Source organism: Streptococcus hillyeri (assembly GCF_041081565.1).
GTDB classification, from domain to species: Bacteria; Bacillota; Bacilli; order Lactobacillales; family Streptococcaceae; genus Streptococcus; species Streptococcus hillyeri.
In genome coordinates, this window is record NZ_CP163513.1 from 25,026 (window position 1) to 41,622 (window position 16,597).

Sequence of the window (16,597 nt, forward strand, 5' to 3'; positions counted from 1 at the left end):
TGGATGGATAATCCAAGAAGAAGTTAAGTGACGATAGCCTAGGAGATACACCTGTACCCATGCCGAACACAGCAGTTAAGTCCTAGAACGCCGGAAGTAGTTGGGGGTTGCCCCCTGTGAGATAGGGTAGTTGCTTAGCGAATCATAAGGATTCAAACAAATCCTTTGGGAGTTTAGCTCAGCTGGGAGAGCATCTGCCTTACAAGCAGAGGGTCAGCGGTTCGATCCCGTTAACTCCCATGATTAAGGAAACTTAATAGGTCCCGTAGTGTAGCGGTTATCACGTCGCCCTGTCACGGCGAAGATCGCGGGTTCGATTCCCGTCGGGACCGAAGACTCGTTAGCTCAGTTGGTAGAGCATTTGACTTTTAATCAAAGGGTCGCTGGTTCGAGCCCAGCACGGGTCATGATGCGGGTTTGGCGGAATTGGCAGACGCACCAGATTTAGGATCTGGCGCCGAAGGGCGTGGGGGTTCAAGTCCCTTAACCCGCATAGGAAATATAAGCCGGCTTAGCTCAGTTGGTAGAGCATCTGATTTGTAATCAGAGGGTCGCGTGTTCAAGTCATGTAGCCGGCATTTTTTTATTTTGGGCGCGTAGCTCAGGTGGTTAGAGCGCACGCCTGATAAGCGTGAGGTCGGTGGTTCGAGTCCACTCGTGCCCATCAAATTTGGAGAATTACTCAAGAGGCTGAAGAGGACGGTTTGCTAAATCGTTAGGTCGGGTAACTGGCGCAAGGGTTCGAATCCCTTATTCTCCGTATGTTCAAACGATGTTATCTTTTAGGTAACTCGTTTTATTTTTGCTAGATTTTGGGGTTTGTTGTGCGAAAATTACGTTTTTCTCGTTTTTTATTGATTAGTGTAGTGACTGTAACGTTTGTTGCTTCACTTATTTTTTTTCTTTTAAGGGATGTTAAAATAAGGAAGAATTTTTCGCAAAATTTATCTAATGTTTCAGTAACTTTGTCGTCCCTGATTTCTTATCCAGTTTCAACGGTAAAAAATTTTATTTTTGATTTTAAGTCATTAGATGAAGTTAGGGAAGAAAATTCTAAGCTAAAAGAGAGACTTTTATCTTTAGAGCCTCATGAAGAAAAATTGAAGGATCTAACTGAGGAGAATGAGTCTTTAAAGGCTAGTTTAGGGGTTAAAAATATTTATGAGAATCAAGAGGTATTAACTGGAAAAGTAATTAGTCGGTCTACAATTGCTTGGTTGGATTGGGTTTCTCTTGATATTGGCCAAAAACAAGATGTTTCTGAAAATATGTTGGTCTTATCAAATGGATACTTAGTGGGAACAATTTCTCAGGTAACATCTTATTTTTCAACCGTTAATTTATTAACTAATACTGATAATGTTAGTGAAATCCCGGTTAAAATATCGACGAATTCAGGTGATGTTTATGGTATATTATCTGGATTTGATTTGGATAAAAATACTTTTATAGTTACGAAATTGAATAAAAAGTTAGATGTATCTAAAGATGCTACAGTTTTTACAAGTGGTTTAGATGGGAAATCAGCAGCTAATGTAAAAGTGGGTAAAGTTTTAGATATTGTTTCTGAAGATGAGTTGAATCGAACGGTTTATGTTTCACCTGGTGCTGATTTTGATCATTTGACTTATGTGACACTATTGGGTGAATAATTATGGTGAAATTAAAATCATTTTTTGTGATATCGTTTTTTTTGATTCTATCTTTTATTTTTGATAGTCAGATAGTGTTACTTCTTGAAGGTGTGATTCCAGGTCCTTTCCTGTTTTCAAGTCATATGAGTCTTATTGCTTTGTTGTATTTTGAGAAGAAATATTCAAGTTTTGGACTTTATTTAATTTCAGTTATACTAGGTCTTATTGTTGATAGCTATTTTTACCATACCGTTGGATTAGCTATTTTTATTTATCCTCTACTGGTTTATTTGGTAAAGAAGCATAGCGGTTTGATTTCAATGGGATTTACCAGGTTTTTAATGATGGTAGTTCTGATTTTAATTTTTGAAGGTGGCACTTATTTTTTAGCAGTGGTCTATGGTTTAACAAAATACCCTATTAATTTAGCGATGGCCTATCACCTTATGCCAACTTTAGTGCTCAATAGTCTTGTTTTATTAGGAGTATCTCCTATTTTTAAAAGTGTTACATAGCATTATTTCTTGTGTTTTAAACTATCAATAAACTGTAACAATAGCGTAACATAGTGCCTGCTTTTTTTTGGTAGAATGTATACTGTCTTATCGAAAGGAAATTATTATTCTATGAAGAAACGTATCTTATCAGTAATATTACTCAGTGGTATCGCATTGAGTACAGCTTCAAATCTGACTCTCGTATCTGCAACTGATTATGAAGCACAAATTGCTGCAAAAGAAGCAACTATTAGTACACTTTCAGCAGAGCAGTCTGCTGCTAAAGCGCAGGTTACAGCAATCAAAACACAAGTATCTTCTCTTCAAAGTGAAAAAACGAAATTAGAGGAAGAAAATAAACGTTTGGAAGCTGAATCTGAACGATTGATTAGTGAAATTAAGGTTTTATCAGATAAAATTATTGCTCGTACAGGAGCTTTAGAAAATCAGGCTCGTAGTGCTCAACAAAATGGTGGAGCTACAAATTACATTTCAGCTATTATCGATGCAGACTCTATTTCAGATGCTATTGGTCGAGTTGTCGCTATTAGAGAATTTGTTTCAGCTAGTGAAAGTATGTTGAAACAGCAAGAAGAAGATAAATCTTCTCTTGAAAAAAAACAAGAAGAGAACCAAGCAGCTATTAATACGGTTTGGGAAAATCAAAAAACTCTTGCTGCTAATGAGGTTGCTTTGAAAACGCAACAAGCAGAACTTGAGGTGGCTCAAATTAATCTAGCTGTTCAGTTGACAACCGCTGAGAATGAAAAATCTGCTCTTCTTCAAGAAAAGGCTGCCGCAGAAGCCGCAGCTGCTGCTGCAGCAGCTGCTGAGAAAGCAGCACGTGAACAAGCTGCAGCCGCAGCTGCTGCGCAAGCACAATCAGCTCAAGCTGTTCAAGCTCAGCCTCCTGTAGCACAAGCAACGCCAGCTGTAGTAGCTAGTCCAACTGCTGCGCCAGTTGCTGTTGCATCATCAAGTGCAAAAGTAACTTATTCTGCTTCAAATACTTATCCTGCAGGTCAATGTACTTGGGGAGTAAAAGCTCTTGCACCTTGGGTTGGAAATTATTGGGGAAATGCTGGACAATGGTTAGGTAGTGCACGTTCTGCTGGTTATTCAACTGGTACAACTCCTCAAGTTGGTTCTGTAGCAGTATGGACAAACTCTTATTATGGACACGTTGCAGTTGTAACGGCTGTTCATTCTGATGGTACTATTGAAGTTATGGAATGTAATATGGATGGCACTGGAACACAACCAATTGCTAATTATCGTGGTGCTTTTAATCCAAGTAGCATTGCTGGATACATTTATCCATAAAATTTTGAGGTAAGGTAGGAATTATTTGAAGTTGAATAACTTCCTATTTCTAAAGAGAGGACTAAAATTAGTCTTCTTTTTTTGTTTAGATGACAATAGGATCTCATACTCATCCAAAATCAAAATTAGCATTTTAGAACCTCTAATACTTTTGATGGACTACCGAACAAAGTGAGGCTAAAATGTTTCTTTCTTAAAAGTAATGAGTATTAAATGGTTTCGTAGAGTTTTTGAGGTGTGAAATGAAGCTGATAAAGTCAGTATCAAAACATTTTAAGGAGTTCAATTTCTTTTTGGAGAGCCAAAGTTTTCATTCATTTTCTAATTTCTAAGCTCAAGATGAAATTATTTACCAATATGGAAAGTTCTAGAAGTCATAATCTATTTAAAAATTATTATCACTTGTTAACAATATATATTGCTGGCTTTGTCAAGTGTTACATTGGTCTGTATTGAAATCGGTTATTAAGAGACAATGGATTTCTGGTATCTAATTTTGATTTTTAACGAGTATTAGTTTTAATTTCTATTTTTGTTGACTTTATTTCATTGAAAAATCCTTTAAAAAGGGTTAAAATAGAGTTTGAAGAAAAATCTTGGAGGAAGTCATGTCTTACAACAACTTGAAGCTCTTTGCTTTGTCGTCTAATCAAGAATTGGCAAAAAAGGTAGCAGATTCCATGGGAATTTCACTTGGAAAATCATCTGTTCGTCAATTTTCTGATGGTGAAATTCAAGTTAATATTGAAGAATCTATTCGTGGGCACCATGTTTATATTCTTCAATCAACTTCTGCCCCAGTTAATCATAATCTAATGGAAATTTTAATTATGGTTGACGCCTTAAAACGTGCTAGTGCAGAGACAGTTAATGTTGTGATGCCTTATTATGGCTATGCACGTCAAGATCGTAAGGCACGTGCTCGTGAGCCAATCACATCAAAATTGGTAGCTAATATGCTTGAAGTCGCTGGTGTAGATCGTTTGTTGACGGTGGATCTTCATGCTGCACAGATTCAGGGATTCTTTGATATTCCTGTAGATCATTTGATGGGAGCGCCACTTATTGCGGATTATTTTGACCGTGCGGGATTGACTGGTGAGGATGTTGTTGTTGTCAGTCCAGACCATGGTGGTGTGACACGTGCGCGTAAATTAGCGCAGTTCCTTAAAACTCCAATTGCCATCATTGATAAGCGCCGTAGTGTGGATAAAATGAATACTTCAGAAGTGATGAATATCATTGGTAATGTAGCAGGTAAGACGTGTATCCTAATTGATGATATGATTGATACGGCTGGTACGATTTGTCATGCGGCTGACGCTTTGGCTGAAGCTGGTGCAACGGCTGTTTATGCTTCATGTACTCACCCAGTTCTTTCTGGTCCAGCACTTGAAAATATTACGAAATCTGCGATTAAGAAGTTAGTGGTCCTTGATACGATTTATCTTCCAGAGGAGCGCTTGATTGATAAAATTGAACAAATTTCAATTGCTGATCTTTTAGCGGATGCTATTATTCGTATCCATGAAAAACGTCCGTTGTCACCACTTTTTGAATTGGGCCAAAAGTAAGACTTGTATAAAATCTGTCCTATGGGCAGATTTTTTTGGTATAATGGGTCTATTATCTTTATGAGGTGAGTTTTATGGACCTTACACAACGTTTTAATAAGAATTTAAATAAGATTGAAGTGTCATTGATTCGTCAATTTGATCAATCTATTTCAGATGTTCCTGGTATTTTGAAATTGACTTTAGGTGAGCCTGATTTTAATACTCCAGATCATGTTAAGGAAGCGGCTAAGGTAGCTATTGATGCTAATCAGAGTCATTATACTGGGATGGCTGGTTTATTAGAATTGCGTCAAGCTGCGTCAGCTTTTGTCAAAGAAAAATATGGGCTTGACTATGCGCCAGAAAATGAGGTTTTGGTAACTGTGGGAGCAACAGAAGCGCTATCTGCGACTTTAACGGCTATCTTAGAGCCTGGAGATGTGGTGCTTTTACCTGCTCCTGCTTATCCTGGTTATGAGCCTATTGTGACTCTTGTAGGGGCTGAGATTGTCGAGATAGATACAACTGCTAATGACTTTGTCCTAACACCAGAAATGCTTGAAGGAGCTCTTAAACAGTATGGAGAGAGAGTTAAAGCTGTATTGCTTAATTATCCTGCTAATCCTACAGGGGTGACTTATTCGCGTGATGAAATTAAAGCTTTTGCAGCTGTTTTGGAAAAGTACCCTGTTTTTGTTGTGAGTGATGAGATTTATTCAGAACTGAATTATACCAATGAACCTCATGTGTCGATAGCATCATTTTTACCAGATCAAACAATTGTCATCAATGGTCTTTCCAAATCACATGCGATGACAGGATGGCGTTTGGGTCTGATTTTTGCACGAGAGGCTCTAGTAGCACAGATTATCAAGAGTCACCAGTATCTCGTGACTGCAGCAACTACTTCTGCTCAATTTGCTGGTATTGCAGCTTTAACAGCTGGTAAAGATGATGTAAAGCCAATGAAAGTGGAATATATTAAACGTCGTGATTACATTATTGAGAAGATGTCAGCGATGGGATTCAAAATTATTAGACCAAATGGGGCTTTCTATATTTTTGCTAAAATTCCTGTAGCCGAAGGTCAAGATTCCTTTGCTTTTCTTCAAAAATTAGCACGTGAGCAGTCTGTTGCCTTTATTCCTGGTGTTGCTTTTGGGCAATATGGTGAAGGGTATTTACGTATTTCTTATGCTGCTAGTATGGAGATTATTAAAGAAGCTATGCGCCGCTTGGAAGTCTTTATGGAGCAATATGGAAATTAAGGAAACGCGAGGAATAGTCCTCTATAATCGTAATTACCGTGAAGATGATAAATTAGTTAAGATATTTACGGAGACTGCTGGTAAGCGTATGTTTTTTATCAAGCATGCTAGTAAATCAAAATTAGCTTCAGTTATCCAACCTTTAACACAGGCTGATTTTTTAGTAAAATTGAATGATACGGGATTATCTTATATTGACGATTATCATGGTTCAGAGGCCTATCAAATGATTAACGAGGATATTTTTATCTTATCTTACGCAACTTATGTGGTTGCTTTAGCAGATGCTGCTATAAATGATAATCAACCAGATCCTCATTTATTTGCTTTTTTAGTTAAGACCTTGGAATTGATGAATGAGGGGTTGGATTATGAAATTTTAACCAATATTTTTGAGGTCCAAATTTTAGAGCGTTTTGGGGTTGCTTTGAACTTTCACGACTGTGTTTTTTGCCATCGTGTTGGTCAACGATTTGATTTTTCTTATCAGTATTCAGGTCTTTTATGTCCTGAGCACTATGATCGTGATGAACGTCGGAGTCACTTGGATCCCAATGTTCCTTACTTGTTGAATCAGTTTCAGTCAGTTAAATTTGAAGAGTTGAAAACCATTTCAGTAAAGCCAGAAATGAAGCAGAAGCTCCGCCATTTTTTAGACGATATCTATGATAATTATGTGGGTATTCATCTAAAAAGTAAGAAGTTTATTGATGGTTTGGGAGAATGGGGAAATATGATACGAAAGGACAACTAATGTTGTCTTTTTGGTTTTGTGGTATAATATGAGTATCAAATGATTTGGTGAGGAAATTATGAAAAAAATTGCAGTAGATGCTATGGGTGGTGACAATGCTCCTCAGGCTATTGTAGAAGGTGTGAACCGTGCCTTGGCAGATTTCGCAGATATTGAAGTGATTTTGTATGGGGATGACACGAAGATTCGTCCTTATTTGACAGCAACTGAGCGTGTGACGATTGTTCATACGGAGGAAAAAATCAATTCAGATGATGAGCCAACTAAGGCTATCCGTACCAAAAAGAAAGCTAGCATGGTTTTGGCTGCCAAAGCGGTTAAGGATGGTGAGGCAGATGCTGTTTTATCAGCTGGTAATACAGGTGCTTTGCTGACTGCTGGGACATTGATTGTGAAGCGTATTAAGGGGGTAGAGCGTCCAGGTTTGATGACGACTTTGCCAACAATGAGTGGTCAAAATTTTGACATGCTTGATTTAGGTGCTAATGCTGAAAATACGGCAACTCACTTACATCAGTATGGTATTCTAGGGTCTTTTTATGCTAAGAATGTGCGTGGTATTGAAAAACCACGTGTTGGTTTATTAAATAATGGTACGGAGGAGACCAAAGGAACTCCAGTACATCAAGAAGCTTATCGCTTGCTAGCGAATGAACCGTCGATTCATTTCATTGGAAATGTGGAAGCGCGTGAATTACTGAATGATGTTGCGGATGTGGTGGTATCGGATGGTTTCACGGGAAACGCTGTGCTGAAAACCATTGAAGGGACAGCAAAGTCTGTCATGGGAGCTTTGAAATCAGCGATTACTTCGGCAGGAGTCAAAGGGAAATTAGGGGCTCTTTTGTTGAAGGATAGTCTCTATGGTTTGAAGGATACGATGGATTATTCTAAAGCTGGTGGTGCGGTGTTATTTGGTGTGCAAGCACCGGTGGTTAAGGCTCATGGCTCTAGCGATGCAACTTCGATTTACTATACGATTAAACAAATTCGTACCATGTTGGAGACAGATGTGGTGTCACAGTTAGTGACAGAATTTGCAGATAAAACATAAAAATAAATAACCAAAATAAGTTATTGTTCGGATTTTAAGAATAATAACTTTTTATTTTATCTATTTTTAGTGTTTTGGTTGATGAAAGGCGAATTTTTTGGTAAAATCGTAACAACAACTGATGAAAGGCGAACATTTTCATGTCCAATCAACTTATTTATCAAGGAAAAGCTAAAGATATTTATACGACAGAAGACGAACATGTGATTAAAGCAGTCTATAAGGACCAAGCCACAATGCTGAATGGTGCTCGTAAGGAGACGATTGAAGGCAAAGGCATGCTTAATAATCAGATTTCGTCTCTTATTTTTACCAAATTAAACGCAGCTGGTGTGGCAACGCATTTTATTAAACAAGTATCAGAAACGGAACAATTAAACCAGAAAGTGACGATTATTCCTTTGGAAGTTGTCCTTCGTAACGTGACAGCAGGGTCATTTTCAAAACGTTTTGGAGTCGAAGAGGGGATGGCTTTGGAAACGCCAATTGTGGAATTCTATTATAAAAATGATGACTTGGACGACCCATTTATTAATGATGAGCATGTGCAGTTCTTGAAGATTGCGACAGAGGAAGAGATTGCCTATCTCAAGGCTGAGACACGTCGTATCAATGATTTGCTGAAAGATTGGTTTGCTCAAATAGGTTTGCAGTTGATTGATTTTAAACTGGAGTTTGGCTTTGATAAGGATGGTAAGATTATTTTAGCGGACGAATTTTCGCCAGATAACTGTCGCCTTTGGGATGTTGACGGTAATCATATGGACAAGGATGTTTTCCGTCGTGATTTAGGCAATTTGACTGATGTTTATCAAGTGGTTTTGGATAAATTGAAAGCTCTAGATTAGTCGCAGTGTTTTAGGAAAGAAAGGAAATTCGATTGGCATAACCCATCGAGCTGGTGTGAAAGAAATGGATAAACGTATTTTCGTTGAAAAGAAGGCTGATTTTCAGGTAAAATCACAGGCTTTGGTTAAGGAATTGACCCATCGTTTGCAGTTGACTAGTTTGTCAACTGTTCGCATTGTGCAGGTTTATGATGTGTTCAATTTAGTAGAAAATCTCGTTGAACGCGCTGAGAAACACATTTTTTCTGAGCAGGTGACCGATAACATTTTGTCAGAAACTGAAGTAGCAGAAGTTCTTAGTCAATCAGCCTTTTTTGCGATTGAAAGTTTGCCTGGACAATTTGATCAACGGGCAGCCTCAGCTCAAGAAGCTCTGCTATTGCTCGGCAGTGAGAGTGATGTCGTCGTGAATACCGCTCAACTTTATTTGGTGAATCAGGATATTGCAGAAGCGGAATTTGCTGCTGTAAAAAACTATCTTTTAAATCCAGTTGATTCACGTTTCAAGGATATTACGGTAGCGATTCAACCGAAGGCATTTTCAGTGTCAGATAAAACGATTCCAACCTTGGATTTCTTTGAAACTTATACGGCAGAAGATTTTTCGGTTTATAAGGCAGAGCAGGGAATGGCTATGGAGGTTGCGGACCTTGTCTTTATTCAAGATTACTTTAAATCCATTGGGCGCGTGCCGACTGAAACTGAGTTGAAGGTTTTGGACACTTATTGGTCAGACCACTGCCGTCACACGACTTTTGAAACAGAATTGAAGCAAATCAATTTTTCGGAATCACAATTTCAATCGCAGTTACAAGCAACCTATGATAAATATTTGGCGATGCGTGAGGAATTGGGTCGTTCTGAAAAGCCACAAACTTTGATGGATATGGCGACGATTTTTGGACGTTATGAGCGTGCTAATGGTCGCTTGGATGACATGGAGGTATCAGATGAAATCAATGCCTGTTCTGTAGAGATTGAGGTTGATGTCAATGGCGTCAAAGAGCCGTGGCTTCTTATGTTTAAAAATGAAACTCATAATCACCCAACAGAAATTGAGCCGTTTGGTGGAGCAGCGACTTGTATTGGCGGTGCGATTCGTGATCCCTTGTCGGGGCGTTCTTATGTTTACCAAGCGATGCGGATTTCAGGGGCTGGCGATATTACAGCTCCGCTTGCGGAGACGCGTGAAGGAAAATTGCCACAGCAGGTCATTTCAAAAACAGCAGCTCATGGGTATTCTTCATATGGAAATCAGATTGGTCTAGCAACGACTTATGTTCGTGAATATTTCCACCCAGGCTTTGTGGCTAAACGCATGGAGCTTGGTGCGGTTGTCGGTGCGGCTCCAAAGGAAAATGTTGTCCGTGAAAAACCAGAAGCTGGTGACGAGGTTATCCTTCTTGGAGGAAAAACAGGTCGTGACGGCGTTGGTGGTGCGACAGGGTCGTCTAAAGTTCAGACAGTCGAATCGGTTGAAACAGCTGGCGCAGAGGTTCAAAAAGGAAATGCCATTGAAGAACGGAAAATTCAACGCCTTTTCCGTAATGGTGAAGTGACTCGGCTTATTAAAAAATCAAATGACTTTGGTGCAGGTGGTGTCTGTGTCGCCATCGGTGAATTGGCTGACGGACTTGAAATTGATCTTGATAAGGTGCCACTTAAATATGCTGGTCTAAACGGTACAGAAATTGCTATCTCAGAATCACAGGAACGTATGGCGGTTGTGGTGCGTCCTAGTGATGTGGATGCTTTTATCTCAGCTTGTGCGACAGAAAATATTCATGCTGTAGTTGTGGCAACAGTGACTGAAAAACCAAATCTTGTCATGACGTGGAATGGGCAAACGATTGTAGATATTGAGCGTCGCTTCCTTGATACCAATGGGGTGCGCGTGGTAGTAGATGCTAATGTGGTGGACAGCGAAGTAGCTGTTCCAGAAGTACGCGTCACTTCAGCAGAAACTCTTGAAAAAGATACTCTAGCTGCTTTGGCTGATTTGAACCACGCTAGTCAAAAAGGGTTGCAGACGATTTTTGATAGTTCTGTTGGTCGCTCTACTGTTAATCATCCGCTTGGTGGCCGTTATCAAGTGACTCCAACAGAGGCCTCTGTACAGAAATTACCAGTTCAACATGGTGTGACAACGACAGCTTCTGTGATAGCACAAGGATTTAATCCTTATATCGCAGAATGGTCTCCATATCATGGGGCGGCTTATGCGGTCATTGAAGCGACTGCACGGTTAGCAGCAACAGGAGCTAACTGGTCTAAGGCGCGTTTCTCTTACCAAGAATATTTTCAGCGTATGGATAAACAAGCTGATCGTTTTGGTCAACCAGTAGCAGCTCTCCTTGGCTCTATTGAAGCTCAACTTCAGCTTGGTTTGCCATCAATCGGTGGTAAGGATTCGATGTCAGGTACTTTTGAAGATTTAACTGTCCCTCCAACGCTCGTTGCCTTTGGGGTAACGACTGCGGATACTCGTAAGGTCTTGTCGCCAGAGTTCAAAGCTGCCGGAGAGAACATTTACTACTTACCAGGTCAAGGCATTACTGCTGATATTGATTTTGCACTGATTAAGCAGAATTTTGAAACCTTGTCTGCTATTCAAGAAAAACATACGTTGACCTCAGCTTCCGCTGTCAAATATGGTGGTCTGATTGAAGCTCTAGCTCTAGCGACATTTGGTAATCGTATCGGTGTTTCTGTGGAAATAGCAGAGCTTGACAGTAGCTTGACAGCTCAATTGGGTGGTTTCATCTTTACTTCAAAAGAGGAGATTGCTGACGCTGTGAAAATTGGTCAAACGACAGCGGACTTTAACGTGGTTGTCAATGGTGTCAACTTATCTGGTGAGAGCCTACTAGCAGCCTTTGAAGGCACACTAGAAGATATCTATCCAACGGTGTTTGAACAAGAAACAACCTTGGAAACAGTACCCGCTATTGTCACTGATACCGTGAAACAAGCTAAAGAAATCGTTGACAAACCTTTGGTTTACATTCCAGTTTTCCCAGGGACAAACTCGGAATATGATTCGGCTAAGGCTTTTGAACAGGCTGGTGCTAAGGTGAACATGGTTCCGTTTGTCACTCTTGATGGTGAAGCGATTGAGCAGTCTGTTGACACCATGGTTGACCATATTAACCAAGCCAATATCCTCTTCTTTGCAGGTGGCTTCTCTGCTGCAGATGAACCAGACGGGTCTGCTAAGTTTATCGTGACGATCTTGCTAAATGCGAAGGTCCGCTCTGCTATTGACAACTTTATCGCGCGTGGTGGTCTTATCATCGGAATCTGTAATGGTTTCCAAGCTCTTGTGAAATCAGGCCTCCTACCTTATGGTAATTTTGAGGATACGACTGAAACCAGCCCAACCCTTTTCTATAACGATGCTAACCAGCACGTTGCCAAAATGGTGGAAACTCGTGTGGCGAATACCAACTCTCCATGGCTTGCAGGTGTCCAAGTAGGCGATGTTTATGCGATTCCAGTATCACACGGTGAAGGAAAATTTGTTGTGACGGCAGAAGAATTTGCAGAGTTGCGTGACAATGGGCAAATTTGGAGCCAATATGTGGACTTTACGGGTCAGCCAAGTATGGATAGCCAATATAATCCAAATGGTTCTCTTCATGCCATCGAAGGCATTACGAGCAAGAACGGGCAAATCATTGGTAAGATGGGACACTCAGAACGTTGGGAAGAAGGTCTTTTCCAAAATATTCCAGGAAATAAAGATCAAAAACTCTTTGAAAGTGCCGTGAAGTACTTTACAGGGAAATAAAATGAATGAGCGAACGAAAGTGAACTCGTAGTAGGTGCTTTTCACCGTGATAAAAAGTGATAACATCACTCTTGAGGTGTCAAAGGCTATTGACTTAGTCATGAAATGATGCCATCACCACATCAGAAAAACACCCAAAAAGGAAAAATCAAATGACATACGAAGTAAAATCATTAAACGAAGAATGTGGTGTCTTCGGCATTTGGGGACACCCACAGGCAGCCCAAGTGACTTATTTTGGGCTTCATAGCCTGCAGCACCGCGGTCAAGAAGGGGCGGGGATTGTCTCAAATGACCAAGGACATCTGTTGGGCCACCGTGATACGGGGTTGCTTTCAGAGGTCTTTAAAAATCCAGCTGATTTGGAAAAATTAACAGGAACAGCAGCGATTGGGCATGTGCGCTATGCGACAGCAGGCGCAGCCTCAATCAATAACATTCAGCCCTTCCTTTACACCTTTACCAATGAGCAACTAGCCCTTGCCCACAATGGGAATTTAACCAATGCGGTGTCGTTAAAAAAAGAATTGGAAGCGCAAGGGGCCATTTTTAATGCTTCATCAGATACGGAAATCTTGATGCACCTCATTCGCCGTAGCCACAATCCAGAATTTATGGGTAAGGTTAAAGAGGCTTTGAATACTGTCAAAGGTGGCTTTGCTTATCTTTTGATGACAGAGGACAAGCTCATTGCGGCGCTTGATCCTAATGGCTTCCGTCCGCTTTCTATTGGACAAATGAAAAATGGCGCTTGGGTAGTCTCTTCAGAAACCTGTGCCTTTGAAGTGGTTGGTGCCGAGTGGGTTCGTGATGTCAATCCCGGTGAAGTGATTATCATTGATGACAATGGCATCCAGTACGATACTTACACCACTGATACACAGTTGGCTATTTGTTCGATGGAATATGTGTATTTTGCGCGTCCTGACTCCACCATTGCGGGTGTCAACGTCCATACGGCTCGTAAGAATATGGGAAGAAGGCTGGCGCAGGAATTCAAGCATGAAGCTGACATTGTGGTTGGTGTGCCAAACTCATCCTTATCAGCAGCTATGGGCTTCGCTGAAGAATCAGGTCTGCCAAACGAAATGGGATTGGTCAAAAATCAATACACGCAGCGGACCTTTATCCAACCAACGCAAGAATTGCGTGAGCAGGGTGTTCGCATGAAACTCTCAGCGGTATCTGGTGTCGTCAAGGATAAACGTGTGGTCATGGTTGATGACTCGATTGTTCGAGGGACAACGTCACGCCGTATTGTTCAATTATTGCGTGAAGCTGGTGCCAAAGAAGTCCATGTGGCGATTGGAAGTCCAGAACTAAAATACCCATGTTTTTACGGGATTGACATCCAGACGCGTCGGGAATTGATTTCTGCCAATCATAGTGTGGAAGAAGTGTGTGACATTATTGGGGCAGATAGCCTAACCTACCTCTCTCTTGATGGCTTGATTGAGTCTATTGGTCTTGAAACCAATGCGCCAAATGGTGGGCTCTGTGTGGCTTATTTTGACGGGAACTACCCAACACCACTTTACGATTATGAAGCAGAATATCTTCGTAGCCTTGATGAGAAGACAAGCTTTTATATTGAAAAGGTGAAGTAATGGAGAAGGCTATTAACAAAATACATCATCTCATGGCTGGCATTAGTCTTATACTGTTACCGATATTGAGTATTTTAACGGTTGTCTCTCTCATGGAGAAACATATCTGGGCAGGATTAGGTTATGGTGTAGCGGTCTTGGTTTGGCTCTACTCTCTCTATCAGTGGAATGAAATTTTAAAACTATTAAAAGACGATAAGGTTAAATAGCACTGCTATTTTCCAAAAGGATTGACGGTAAATTGACGGTTGGTTTACAAGGTTGACAGGTTTGTCAACATCAAAAAGGAGAAAGAAATGTCTGAAAACAAAAATGCGTATGCCCAATCTGGTGTGGATGTTGAAGCTGGTTATGAGGTTGTTGAGCGAATTAAGAAGCATGTGGCGCGTACAGAGCGTCTTGGTGTGATGGGAGCTCTCGGTGGCTTCGGTGGGATGTTTGACCTAACGACAACAGGTGTCAAAGAGCCAGTCCTTATCTCTGGGACAGACGGTGTTGGGACCAAGCTCATGCTAGCGATCAAGTATGATAAGCATGACACGATTGGTCAGGACTGTGTGGCCATGTGTGTCAACGACATCATCGCTGCTGGTGCTGAGCCACTTTACTTCCTTGACTATGTGGCGACGGGTAAAAATGTTCCTGAAAAGTTGGAACAAGTCGTGGCTGGTGTGGCAGAAGGCTGTGTGCAAGCTGGGGCTGCTCTTATTGGTGGAGAAACCGCTGAAATGCCTGGAATGTATGGCGAAGACGACTATGATTTAGCTGGTTTTGCAGTAGGGATTGCTGAGAAGTCTCAGATTATTGATGGCTCAAAAGTTAAAGCAGGCGATGTTCTTCTTGGACTTGCTTCTAGCGGGATTCATTCGAATGGGTATTCTCTCGTTCGTCGTGTTTTTGCAGATTACACAGGTGACGAAGTATTGCCTGAGTTAGAGGGGCAAAAACTGAAAGATGTTCTTCTTGAACCAACCCGCATCTATGTCAAAGCCGCTCTGCCATTGATCAAAGAAGAACTGGTTAATGGGATTGCCCACATCACGGGTGGTGGATTCATTGAAAATGTGCCTCGTATGTTTGCGGATAATTTAGCGGCAGAAATTGATGAGGATAAAATTCCAGTTTTGCCGATTTTCAAAGCCCTTGAGAAATACGGTGACATTAAGCATGAGGAAATGTTTGAAATCTTCAATATGGGGATTGGGCTCATGTTGGCGGTTAGTCCGGAAAATGTGGCGCGTGTGACAGAGCTTTTGGATGAACCAGTTTATGAGATTGGTCGTATTGTGGAAAAAGCTGACGCAAGTGTGGTGGTTCGCTAATGGCAAAAAAGATAGCAGTATTTGCTTCGGGTAACGGTTCTAACTTTCAGGTCATTGCAGAGCAATTTCCAGTTGAGTTCCTCTTCGCTGATAAACGAGAGGACTATGTGCTAGAACGTGCTCAGAACTTGGGTGTGATTAGCTATACCTTTGAACTCAAAGAATTTGAAAACAAGGTGGCTTACGAAGAAGCCATTGTGGAATTGCTAGATAAGCACCAGATTGATTTGGTTGTTTTGGCAGGCTATATGAAAATTGTGAGTCACACCTTGCTATCTGCCTATGAAGGACGCATCATCAATATTCACCCAGCCTACTTGCCAGAATTTCCGGGTGCTCACGGTATCGAAGACGCTTGGAAAGCTGGTGTTTCTCAGAGTGGAGTAACTGTTCACTGGGTGGATTCAGGGGTAGATACAGGACAAATTATCAAACAAGTCCGTGTACCGCGTTTAGCAGATGATACGCTTGACAGTTTTGAAACGCGAATTCATGAGGCGGAGTATCAGCTTTATCCAGAAGTGTTGAGAGAGTTGGGAGTGGAAGGATGACTGTTGAAACGCACTATATTGCTTTAAAAGAGATGCTAAAGTCGAAACCCAAAAAGCTAGAGAGTCAATCGGACTGGCTATTGGTTTTGGCAAATACCATGCGGGCTATGGTTGTCAATACAGACAAATGTCAGTTGGCTTATCTCGATAGTTTATTGGTAAAAGGAACCAGTCAAGAGTTAAAGCTTGCTTTTGATTTCTGCCAAGGGCGATTTGGAGGAAATGGTTTTTCTTATCGTAGGCATCCTAATTACCTATATTTGTGTAGTTTAGTAGCAACCTTTCCAGAATTTGAAGTATCCTCAGAAGATCAAGCTTACCTCAAGGAAGTGATAGGATACAATCACTATCTTTTATATGACATAGACTAGTTTTTATGACGTTAATAAACTA

General features: G+C 40.8%; 14 protein-coding genes, 7 tRNA genes and 1 rRNA gene. All 22 read left to right on the top strand.

From position 1 onward, the window contains the following. The first annotated feature begins 23 nt into the window (after window positions 1–23). Window positions 24–139, top strand: a 5S ribosomal RNA gene (rrf, locus tag AB6M99_RS00105). A gap of 28 nt (window positions 140–167) precedes the next feature. Next, a tRNA-Val gene (locus tag AB6M99_RS00110) sits at window positions 168–240 on the top strand. Between the two features lie 19 nt (window positions 241–259). After that, a tRNA-Asp gene (locus AB6M99_RS00115) sits at window positions 260–332 on the top strand. 2 nt (window positions 333–334) lie between these two features. Further along, a tRNA-Lys gene (locus AB6M99_RS00120) sits at window positions 335–407 on the top strand. Window positions 408–411: 4 nt separating this feature from the next. Then, window positions 412–493: transfer RNA gene (locus tag AB6M99_RS00125), tRNA-Leu, on the top strand. A gap of 12 nt (window positions 494–505) precedes the next feature. Further along, window positions 506–578 (top strand) — tRNA-Thr (locus AB6M99_RS00130). Between the two features lie 12 nt (window positions 579–590). Beyond that, a tRNA-Ile gene (locus AB6M99_RS00135) sits at window positions 591–664 on the top strand. An 8-nt stretch (window positions 665–672) separates the two neighbouring features. Next, window positions 673–760, top strand: a tRNA-Ser gene (locus tag AB6M99_RS00140). Between the two features lie 64 nt (window positions 761–824). Then, window positions 825–1,652 carry a rod shape-determining protein MreC gene (mreC, locus tag AB6M99_RS00145; RefSeq protein ID WP_183121673.1) on the top strand — a complete coding sequence of 276 codons (828 nt, stop codon included), beginning with the start codon at window positions 825–827 and terminating at the stop codon, window positions 1,650–1,652. 2 nt (window positions 1,653–1,654) lie between these two features. Beyond that, complete coding sequence (gene mreD / locus AB6M99_RS00150; protein ID WP_121835858.1) at window positions 1,655–2,149, top strand: rod shape-determining protein MreD; 495 nt, start codon at window positions 1,655–1,657, stop codon at window positions 2,147–2,149. Between the two features lie 111 nt (window positions 2,150–2,260). Next, the gene (gene pcsB / locus AB6M99_RS00155) at window positions 2,261–3,454 is read left to right on the top strand and encodes a peptidoglycan hydrolase PcsB (protein WP_121835859.1); all 1,194 of its coding nucleotides are present in this window, start codon (window positions 2,261–2,263) and stop codon (window positions 3,452–3,454) included. 608 nt (window positions 3,455–4,062) lie between these two features. Then, the gene (locus AB6M99_RS00160) at window positions 4,063–5,028 is read left to right on the top strand and encodes a ribose-phosphate diphosphokinase (RefSeq protein ID WP_121835860.1); all 966 of its coding nucleotides are present in this window, start codon (window positions 4,063–4,065) and stop codon (window positions 5,026–5,028) included. Between the two features lie 74 nt (window positions 5,029–5,102). Further along, window positions 5,103–6,278 carry a pyridoxal phosphate-dependent aminotransferase gene (locus AB6M99_RS00165; RefSeq protein ID WP_121835861.1) on the top strand — a complete coding sequence of 392 codons (1,176 nt, stop codon included), beginning with the start codon at window positions 5,103–5,105 and terminating at the stop codon, window positions 6,276–6,278. Further along, entirely contained in the window at window positions 6,268–7,032 is a 765-nt protein-coding gene (recO, locus tag AB6M99_RS00170; protein WP_369350842.1) for a DNA repair protein RecO, read from the top strand. The genes AB6M99_RS00165 and recO overlap by 11 nt, the downstream gene beginning before the upstream one ends. A gap of 58 nt (window positions 7,033–7,090) precedes the next feature. Then, window positions 7,091–8,086 carry a phosphate acyltransferase PlsX gene (gene plsX, locus AB6M99_RS00175; protein ID WP_121835863.1) on the top strand — a complete coding sequence of 332 codons (996 nt, stop codon included), beginning with the start codon at window positions 7,091–7,093 and terminating at the stop codon, window positions 8,084–8,086. Window positions 8,087–8,226: 140 nt separating this feature from the next. Further along, the gene (gene purC, locus AB6M99_RS00180; RefSeq protein ID WP_121835864.1) at window positions 8,227–8,934 is read left to right on the top strand and encodes a phosphoribosylaminoimidazolesuccinocarboxamide synthase; all 708 of its coding nucleotides are present in this window, start codon (window positions 8,227–8,229) and stop codon (window positions 8,932–8,934) included. A gap of 64 nt (window positions 8,935–8,998) precedes the next feature. Beyond that, window positions 8,999–12,724 carry a phosphoribosylformylglycinamidine synthase gene (locus AB6M99_RS00185; RefSeq protein ID WP_369350845.1) on the top strand — a complete coding sequence of 1,242 codons (3,726 nt, stop codon included), beginning with the start codon at window positions 8,999–9,001 and terminating at the stop codon, window positions 12,722–12,724. A 152-nt stretch (window positions 12,725–12,876) separates the two neighbouring features. Further along, window positions 12,877–14,331, top strand: coding sequence for an amidophosphoribosyltransferase (gene purF, locus AB6M99_RS00190; protein WP_369351242.1), 1,455 nt, complete (start codon window positions 12,877–12,879; stop codon window positions 14,329–14,331). After that, window positions 14,331–14,540, top strand: coding sequence for a hypothetical protein (locus AB6M99_RS00195; protein WP_121835866.1), 210 nt, complete (start codon window positions 14,331–14,333; stop codon window positions 14,538–14,540). The genes purF and AB6M99_RS00195 overlap by 1 nt, the downstream gene beginning before the upstream one ends. 87 nt (window positions 14,541–14,627) lie before the next feature. Further along, complete coding sequence (gene purM / locus AB6M99_RS00200; RefSeq protein ID WP_121835867.1) at window positions 14,628–15,653, top strand: phosphoribosylformylglycinamidine cyclo-ligase; 1,026 nt, start codon at window positions 14,628–14,630, stop codon at window positions 15,651–15,653. Further along, entirely contained in the window at window positions 15,653–16,204 is a 552-nt protein-coding gene (gene purN / locus AB6M99_RS00205; RefSeq protein WP_121835868.1) for a phosphoribosylglycinamide formyltransferase, read from the top strand. Before purM ends, purN begins: the two co-directional genes overlap by 1 nt. After that, on the top strand, window positions 16,201–16,575 hold the full coding sequence (locus AB6M99_RS00210) for a hypothetical protein (RefSeq protein ID WP_121835869.1): 375 nt from the start codon (window positions 16,201–16,203) through the stop codon (window positions 16,573–16,575). The genes purN and AB6M99_RS00210 overlap by 4 nt, the downstream gene beginning before the upstream one ends. The last annotated feature ends 22 nt before the right edge of the window (window positions 16,576–16,597 follow it).

Excerpts from the sequence above, each read along its gene's own strand:
- AB6M99_RS00160 (WP_121835860.1), top strand. The coding sequence starts at position 4,063 with ATGTCTTACAACAACTTGAAGCTCTTTGCTTTGTCGTCTAATCAAGAA.
- AB6M99_RS00195 (WP_121835866.1), top strand. The coding sequence starts at position 14,331 with ATGGAGAAGGCTATTAACAAAATACATCATCTCATGGCTGGCATTAGT.
- plsX (WP_121835863.1), top strand. The coding sequence starts at position 7,091 with ATGAAAAAAATTGCAGTAGATGCTATGGGTGGTGACAATGCTCCTCAG.
- pcsB (WP_121835859.1), top strand. The coding sequence starts at position 2,261 with ATGAAGAAACGTATCTTATCAGTAATATTACTCAGTGGTATCGCATTG.
- AB6M99_RS00165 (WP_121835861.1), top strand. The coding sequence starts at position 5,103 with ATGGACCTTACACAACGTTTTAATAAGAATTTAAATAAGATTGAAGTG.
- purC (WP_121835864.1), top strand. The coding sequence starts at position 8,227 with ATGTCCAATCAACTTATTTATCAAGGAAAAGCTAAAGATATTTATACG.
- recO (WP_369350842.1), top strand. The coding sequence starts at position 6,268 with ATGGAAATTAAGGAAACGCGAGGAATAGTCCTCTATAATCGTAATTAC.
- mreD (WP_121835858.1), top strand. The coding sequence starts at position 1,655 with ATGGTGAAATTAAAATCATTTTTTGTGATATCGTTTTTTTTGATTCTA.
- purN (WP_121835868.1), top strand. The coding sequence starts at position 15,653 with ATGGCAAAAAAGATAGCAGTATTTGCTTCGGGTAACGGTTCTAACTTT.
- purF (WP_369351242.1), top strand. The coding sequence starts at position 12,877 with ATGACATACGAAGTAAAATCATTAAACGAAGAATGTGGTGTCTTCGGC.
- AB6M99_RS00185 (WP_369350845.1), top strand. The coding sequence starts at position 8,999 with ATGGATAAACGTATTTTCGTTGAAAAGAAGGCTGATTTTCAGGTAAAA.
- AB6M99_RS00210 (WP_121835869.1), top strand. The coding sequence starts at position 16,201 with ATGACTGTTGAAACGCACTATATTGCTTTAAAAGAGATGCTAAAGTCG.
- purM (WP_121835867.1), top strand. The coding sequence starts at position 14,628 with ATGTCTGAAAACAAAAATGCGTATGCCCAATCTGGTGTGGATGTTGAA.